The 7648-nt window shown below is 63.8% G+C and carries 6 protein-coding genes (1 of these 6 only partly in view); 4 read left to right on the plus strand and 2 right to left on the minus strand.

The window, feature by feature from the left end:
• Window positions 1-14: 14 nt before the first annotated feature.
• The 4 genes from hslV to G6N82_RS11110 all read left to right on the plus strand — a co-directional run bounded on the left by hslV (window position 15) and on the right by G6N82_RS11110 (window position 5244).
• Window positions 15-575: an ATP-dependent protease subunit HslV gene (gene hslV, locus G6N82_RS11095; RefSeq protein ID WP_165196471.1), complete on the plus strand. Its 561-nt coding sequence runs from the start codon at window positions 15-17 to the stop codon at window positions 573-575.
• Window positions 576-589: 14 nt separating this feature from the next.
• Window positions 590-1891, plus strand: coding sequence for an ATP-dependent protease ATPase subunit HslU (gene hslU / locus G6N82_RS11100; RefSeq protein ID WP_165196473.1), 1302 nt, complete (start codon window positions 590-592; stop codon window positions 1889-1891).
• The gene (locus G6N82_RS11105; protein WP_165196475.1) at window positions 1891-2295 is read left to right on the plus strand and encodes an ACT domain-containing protein; all 405 of its coding nucleotides are present in this window, start codon (window positions 1891-1893) and stop codon (window positions 2293-2295) included. The genes hslU and G6N82_RS11105 overlap by 1 nt, the downstream gene beginning before the upstream one ends.
• A 99-nt stretch (window positions 2296-2394) precedes the next feature.
• Window positions 2395-5244 (plus strand): pitrilysin family protein, encoded by a 2850-nt coding sequence (locus G6N82_RS11110; protein WP_165196476.1) that lies wholly within the window; start codon window positions 2395-2397, stop codon window positions 5242-5244.
• 7 nt (window positions 5245-5251) lie between these two features.
• On the opposite strand, the gene G6N82_RS11115 is transcribed toward G6N82_RS11110, so the two are convergent.
• Window positions 5252-7069: an ABC transporter ATP-binding protein/permease gene (locus G6N82_RS11115; RefSeq protein WP_165196477.1), complete on the minus strand. Its 1818-nt coding sequence runs from the start codon at window positions 7067-7069 to the stop codon at window positions 5252-5254.
• A 72-nt stretch (window positions 7070-7141) separates the two neighbouring features.
• Window positions 7142-7648, minus strand: partial view of an aspartyl protease family protein gene (locus G6N82_RS11120; protein WP_165196478.1) — the 3' portion only. The gene runs 459 nt beyond the window's last position; 507 of the gene's 966 nt are visible here — the last part of the coding sequence; its start codon lies off the right edge, out of view; it ends in the stop codon at window positions 7142-7144.

Genomic DNA, 7648 nt, shown 5'->3' on the forward strand with positions numbered 1-7648 from the left:
CCATATCCCGCGGCATGAGCACACAGAACGACAGCCACGGCCTGGTGCAGTGGCACGGCACCACCATCGTTGGCATCAAGCGCGCCGATCGCACCGTTATCGCGGGCGATGGCCAGGTTTCGATGGGCAATACGGTGATGAAGCCCAATGCCCGCAAGGTGCGCCGGATCGGCGAAGGCGGCAGGGTCATTGCCGGTTTTGCCGGTGCGACCGCGGACGCGTTCACCCTGTTCGAACGGCTGGAAAAGAAGCTGGAGCAATATTCGGGGCAGTTGCTGCGCGCCGCGGTTGAGCTGGCCAAGGACTGGCGCACCGACAAATACCTGCGCAATCTCGAAGCGCTGATGATCGTGGCAGACAAGGATGTGCTGCTGGTGCTGACCGGCAATGGCGATGTGCTGGAGCCTGAAGGCGGGATCACGGCGATCGGATCGGGCGGCAATTATGCGCTCGCGGCGGCCCGCGCACTGGCCGATTACGAAGACGATGCCGAGGTGATCGCCCGCAAGGCCATGCAGGTCGCGGCCGACATCTGCGTCTTCACCAATGGCAATGTCACCCTTGAGAGCATCTGAGAAACACCCGCCCCATGACTGAAGCACTCACTCCCAAGGCGATCGTCGCCGCGCTCGACGAGCACATCATCGGCCAGAAGGATGCCAAGCGCGCCGTGGCCGTGGCGCTGCGCAACCGCTGGCGCCGCCAAAGGCTGGGCCGCGAATTGCGCGACGAGGTAACGCCCAAGAACATCCTGATGATCGGGCCGACCGGGTGCGGCAAGACAGAGATCAGCCGCCGCCTGGCCAAGCTGGCCAATGCACCCTTCATCAAGGTCGAAGCGACCAAGTTCACCGAAGTCGGCTATGTCGGGCGCGACGTCGAACAGATCGCACGCGACCTGGCCGAAGAAGCGATCCGGCTTGAGAAAGAGCGCCGCCGCGAAGCCGTGCGCGAGGCGGCGAGCAAGGCGGCGATGGACCGGCTGCTCAACGCGCTGGTGGGCGAGAATGCGTCCGAAGCGACGCGCGAGGCTTTCCGCGAGCGGATCGTCCAGAACGCCATGAACGACGTCGAGGTTGAAATCGACGTGGTCGAAGCGCCGCAAATGCCTTTCGACATGGGCAATATGGGCGGCAATGTCGGCATGATCGACCTGTCCGAAATGTTCGGCAAGGCGATGGGGCGCAAGCCGACCAAGCGGCGCAAGCTGAAGGTGCCCGATGCGTGGGACCGGCTGGTCGACGAAGAGGCCGAAAAGCGCATGGACCAGGACGATGTCGCCCGCGTCGCGCTGGAAAACGCTGAAACCAACGGGATCGTGTTCCTGGACGAGATCGACAAGATCGCGGTTTCCGACGTGCGCGGCGGCTCGGTTAGCCGCGAAGGCGTGCAGCGCGACCTGCTGCCGCTGATCGAAGGCACCACGGTCAGCACCAAATACGGGCCGATGAAGACCGACCATGTGCTGTTCATCGCCAGCGGGGCATTCCACGTTGCCAAGCCATCCGACATGCTGCCCGAATTGCAGGGGCGCCTGCCGATCCGGGTCGAACTGCGGGCGCTGACCGAAGCGGACTTTGTGCGGATCCTGACCGAGACGCGCGCGAACCTGGTCGAACAGTATCGCGCGCTGCTCGGCACCGAAGAGGTCACGCTCGACATCACCGAGGATGCGATTGCCGAAGTCGCCAAGATTGCGGCGCAAGTGAACGAAAGCGTGGAGAATATCGGCGCGCGTCGCTTGCAGACGGTGATGGAGCGGCTGCTCGAAGACATCAGCTTCGAGGCGGAGGAACATACTGGCGAAACCGTGACGATCGACGCAGGCTATGTCCGCGACCGGCTGGCCGACCTTGCCGGCGACAGCGACCTTTCGAAATACATCCTGTGATGGAGCCGGTATCGGATCGGCATGAGATGGTGGCGCAGATGGCGCCGCGGCTCGATCCGGTGCACTATTGCTTCATGGTGGTCACGCCCTCCACCGTGCCGCAAGCGCTGGGCGCGGCTATCGGCACCTTCCGCGAAGACGAGGGCGTCACCGCGATCGTGCCGGAGCCGCTCGCGCGCGAGCTGGGCGAGGAAGGGCCGGCGTTCGCGCGGATCACGCTGATGGTGCATTCCTCGCTGGAAGGCTTCGGGCTGACCGCGGCGGTTGCCAGTACGCTGGCCGAGCACGGCATCGCCTGCAACATGGTGGCGGCCTACCATCACGACCATGCCTTCGTCCCGGCAGCGGATGGCGAACGGGCGCTGGCACTGCTTGAGGCGTTGAGCCAAGCCGCACGTCGATAGAACTCGGCACTTCACAGACTTTTTGTCCGATCCGATTGATTCGGAACGCTTCCTGCGGCCAAACCGTTGCATTGTGGAATTCGACAAACGGGGACGAAAATGACTGGAAGATTCTTGCTCGCAAGCGCTGCTGCATCCGTGATTGCGCTCACCACGCCAGCGCTGGCGGATGACCACGCGGGCGCCGCCGCGCCCACGCTGAGCGCGCCGAAGATCGAATATACCCGCTGGGTGCTGGACAACGGGTTGCAGGTGATCGCGATCCCCGACAATTCGACCGCCAATGTCACCACTTCGCTGTGGTACGAAGTCGGCGCGAAGCACGATCCGGAAGGCCGCTCGGGCTTTTCGCATCTGTTCGAGCATATCCTGAGCCGCCAGACGCTCAACATGCCCTACAACATGATCAACAAGCTGACTGAAGATGTCGGCGGGCAGCGCAACGCATCGAACTGGGTCGATCGCACCAATTATTTCGAGACGGTGCCGGCAGAGTACCTCGAGACCATGCTGTGGACGCACCGCGAACGGATGGCGTTCCCGGTGGTGGACAGCGTGGTGTTCGAGAAAGAGCGCGACGTGGTGAAGGAAGAGCTGCGCCAGCGTGTACTCGCACCGCCCTATGGCCGGTTGCAGACCTTCGTGATTACCGAGAACGCCTATGACGTGCTGCCGATGCGTCGCCCGGGGATCGGCAGCATCGAGGATCTCGATTCGGCCACGCTCGATGATGCGCGGGCCTTCCACCAGGCTTATTACGGGCCCGACACGGCGACCCTGATCGTGGCAGGCAATTTCGAAATTGGCCGTCTGCGCCAGCTGGTCGATCAATACTTCGCCGATATCCCGCGTCGCGCCAATCCCATCAGCCTTGATATCGAGGGTGAGGAACCGCAGCGGACGGAGCCGCGCACGGTCAATGCCACCGCGCCCAATGTGCCGTTGCCGGTAGTTGGCAGCCTGTGGAAGGCGCCGCCCGCCACCCACCCCGATGCCGCAGCGCTTGAAGTCCTCAGCGCGATCCTTGCCCGGGGTAACAACAGCCGCATGTATGAGGCTCTTGTCCGCAGCGGGCTGGCGGTCAATGCTTTGCATAACGAACAGATGTTCGAAGATGCCGGGTTCTTGGCCTCTTCCGTGGTCCTGTCGCCCGCAGCGAGCATTCCGGATGCGCAGGCGGCTCTGGCGCAGGTGATCGACCGCATCCGCACCGAGCCGGTCAGCGCAGCCGAATTGCGCGAGGCCAAGAACGAGATTTTCTCATCTGCGCTCTCTTCGCGCCAGACCGCCCAGGGCCGGGCTTTCGAACTGGGCGAAGCGCTCGTCTCGACCGGCGATCCCGATGCGGCGGATATTCGCCTCGAACGTATCGCAGCGGTTACCATTGCCGATGTCCAGCGCGTGGCGCAGGCGTGGCTGCGCCCCGATGGCCTCGTCAACATTACCTACCAGGCGGGTGAGGATAATCCCGCGAGCTATGCGAACCCTGTGCCGCGGCCGCAATATGACACCGTGCCGCCGCCAACCGGCAAGCCGTTGGCGGTCCGTCCGGAAGCGGAGCGCGAAGCGCCCCCGCCGCCGATTGCCGCGCCCGAAGTTGTGCGCGCCGAGTTCGTCGAGACTCAGCTCGCCAATGGTATTCCGCTGGTCAGCGCGCAGACCACCAATGTCCCGATCGCCACGATCACACTTTTGTTCCGTGGTGGCAATGCGACCGATCCGGCGGCCAAGGCAGGGTTGGCCGGGCTGGCCGCGTCGGTCGCTGACAAGGGTACCGCGTCCCGCAGTGCGAGTGAGATCGCCACTGCGCTCGAATCGCTTGGTGCGCGCCTGAACTTCAGCTCCGGTATGGACGGCAGCTTTGTCAGCCTCACGGCGCCTACCGCCAATCTCAGGGAAGCCGGGACTGTCCTGGTCGACATACTGCAGAACGCCAGCTTCCCCGAACGGGAGCTGGAGACTGAACGCAAGCGGCTGCTCGATGGATTAAGCGCCGCGATGAAGGACCCCGGAACGCTGGCAAGCTTTGTCGAAATGCGGGTGATGTATGGCGATGCGCCCTATGGCATGGTCGCCAATGCCAGCAGCATTCCGGCGATCACGCGCGACGACCTGATCGCCCATCGCGAGACTTACTGGCATCCGGGCGCGGCCCGGATCGTGATCAGTGGCGGCTTGTCGTCAGGCGAGGCGGAAGCATTGGCGGGCGGATTGTTCGGTGACTGGACCTCTGACCGCCCCGTTCCGGCGGCGATCGACGATGCCGCAGGCGCTGCAAAGGCGCCCCGCACCATCGTGATCGACCTACCGAACGCCGGCCAGGCGGCGGTGCGGGCCAGTGTCCGCGCGCTGGCGCGCCAGGATGCGGACTATTACGACCTGTGGCTCACCAACACCGTGCTTGGTTCGGGCAGCAATGGTCGCCTGTTTGAAGAAGTGCGCACCAAGCGCGCGCTCAGCTATGGCGCATATAGCTCGCTCGACACGCGGCGGGACGAAGCGACACTGACCGCACAGGCGCAGACCAAGAACGAAACCGCGGATGAAGTGGCGGCGGTGTTCCTCGATCAGTTCGCGCTGCTGGGCAAGGAGGCGCTGGACGAGGATGCCTTGCAAAAGCGGCGCCTGTTTCTGGGCGGTGCCCTGGCGCGCAGCCTGGAAACCAGCGGCGGGTTCAACGGGATCGTTGCCAGCCTGCTGCTCAATGGCCTTCAGCCCAAGGAAGCCTTCGAGGTGGCGCAAAGCCTGGCCAATGTCACTCCGGATGATGTCCGCAATGCGGCCGCCAAATATCTCGCGCCGGAGCGGGCCTCGCTGGTGATCGTGGGCGATGCGCAGTATTTCCTCGATGATCTCAAGGCCCTGCGCGGGGAGGTGGAAGTGATCCCCTTCAGCGAACTCGACCTTGCCAGCGCGGGTTTGCGCAAACCTCAGGCCGCGGGCGAGTAAGCGCCAACTATTCGGCGGCCTCGGCCTGGCCTTCGCGCTCGGCCGCCTGGCGCGCCCACATATCGGCATAGAGGCCGTCCGCTGCCAGCAGATCGCTGTGGCGGCCGGCCTCTGCCAGCCTGCCATTTTCCAGCACCAGGATGCGGTCGGCATCGGCGATCGTTGACAGCCGATGGGCGATGGCGATGGTGGTGCGGTTGCGGCTGACCCGGCGCAGCGTCGCCAATATGTCCTGCTCGGTGCGAGTGTCGAGCGCACTGGTCGCTTCGTCGAGCAGCAGGATCGGCGGGTTCTTGACCAGCGTGCGCGCGATCGCCACGCGCTGCTTCTCCCCGCCGGACAGTTTGAGCCCCCGCTCGCCCACTTCGGTGGCGAACCCTTGCGGCAGCTGCTCGATGAAAGGCAGGATCGCGGCGTCGCGCGCTGCGGCAACCACATCCTCCTCGCGCGCGAAGTTGCTACCATAGCCGATATTGTAGCCGATCGTGTCGTTGAACAGCACGCTGTCCTGCGGGACGATGCCGATCTGCGCGCGCAGGCTTTCCTGCGTGACCGCAGCGATATCCTGACCGTCGATCAGGATGCGCCCGGCTTGCGGATCGTAGAAACGGAACAGCAGCCGCGCGATCGTGCTCTTGCCCGCGCCTGACGGGCCGACGATCGCGATATGCGCGCCCGCAGGCACTTCGAAGCTGAGATTGTGCAGGATAGTCCGGTCCGGATCATAGCCGAAAGTGACGTGATCGAAGGTGATATGCGGGCGCCGCGCCACCAGCGCCGGCGCACCCGGCCGGTCGCGCACTTCGACCGGCGTATCCATCAGTTTGAACATCTCGCCCATGTCGATCAGCCCCTGCCGGATCGAGCGATAGACGAAGCCCAGCATATCAAGCGGGCGAAACAGTTGCATCAGATAGGTGTTCACGAACACCAGATCGCCCACCGTCAGCTGACCCTTGCTCCAGCCCCACACGGTATAAGCCATCGCACCGGCCATCAGCAGGTTGGTGATCAGCGCCTGGCTGATGTTGAGGATGCCGAGCGAATTTTCTGACTTGATCGCGGCTTCGGCATAGGCACTGGCGGCCTGGCTGTAGCGCGCTTCCTCGCGCGCCTCGGCGCCGAAATATTTGACCGTTTCATAATTGAGCAGCGAATCGACCGCGCGGTGCAGCGCCTTGCCGTCAAGCTCGTTCATCTCGCGCCGCAGCTTGGTGCGCCATTCGGTGATCCAGCGGGTAACGAGGATATAGGTCACGACCGCCAGGCCAGTCGCCAGCACCAGGTCCCATCCGAAATTGAGATAGAAGATCACGCCCACCGCGATCAGCTCGATCACGGTCGGCGCGATGTTGAACAGCAGGAAATAGAGCATCGTGTCGATGCTCTTGGTGCCGCGCTCGATTACCTTGGTGACTTCGCCGGTGCGGCGGTTCAGGTGGAACCGCAGCGACAGGCGGTGCAGCCGTTCGAACACGTCGCGCGCGAGGTTGAATGTCGCCATCTGGCCGACCCGCTCGAAGGCGATGTTGCGCAAATTGTCGAAGGCGACGCCGGTGAAGCGGCCCAGCGCATAAGCCAGTACGAGCGAGAGCGCGACCATCGCGCTCTCGCTGGCCGGGGTAGCCATTGCATCGACGGCATATTTATAGGCAAAGGGCAGGGCGAGCGTGACCGCCTTGGCCGCCAGCACGAATGCCATCGCCGCGACGATCCGCCGCCGGAGCGCGGGATTTTCGCGCGGCCAGAGATACGGCAGGAAACGCCGCATGGTGTGCCAGCCGTCTGCTTCGAGCGGCGCAGGGTCGGAGGTATCGGGCGGCATCAGGGCCCCGATGTGGAGCCAATGCGCGGTTAAGACAAGTGCGCGCCGTCTGACATCGATCGTGCGCCGCAGTTAGAGGCGGGAGGCACCATCGCGAAAGTTCACCTTCTGATATCCGAACTCGTCCGGCACATCGAACAGGATGCGGCGCTTGGAGAAATCGATCGCAATCCGGTCAAACATCTTGAGATGCTGCATGCCCAGCGACAGGACCGGCTTGTCCTTCAGGCCCAGCGCTTCGAACGCAGGGGCATCCGCATAGGTGATCGGCACATTGTTGATCTGCAGCCCGTTGATCTGCATCTTCCGCGCATAGGACAGCTCGCCCATCAGCTTCACGCCATTGACGTCCATCGTCTCGATTTCCTGCGCGCGCCGGGCGCGGATGCGTTCGCGCAGCGCCAGATTTCCGAGGCTGGTCTGCGCACCGGTATCGACAATCACCGTCGCGCGAACGCCATCAATCACTGCGTCGGTTATCAAGAGCTGCCCCAAGCGGCTTTGCGCGCGCACGACGATCTCGTATCCGCCGCTACGGAATTTCTCACTGGCGTCGGCGACGGCGATGGTCTCTTTCCG

It is taken from the genome of Altererythrobacter sp. BO-6 (assembly GCF_011047315.1).
Lineage (GTDB): Bacteria > Pseudomonadota > Alphaproteobacteria > Sphingomonadales > Sphingomonadaceae > Erythrobacter.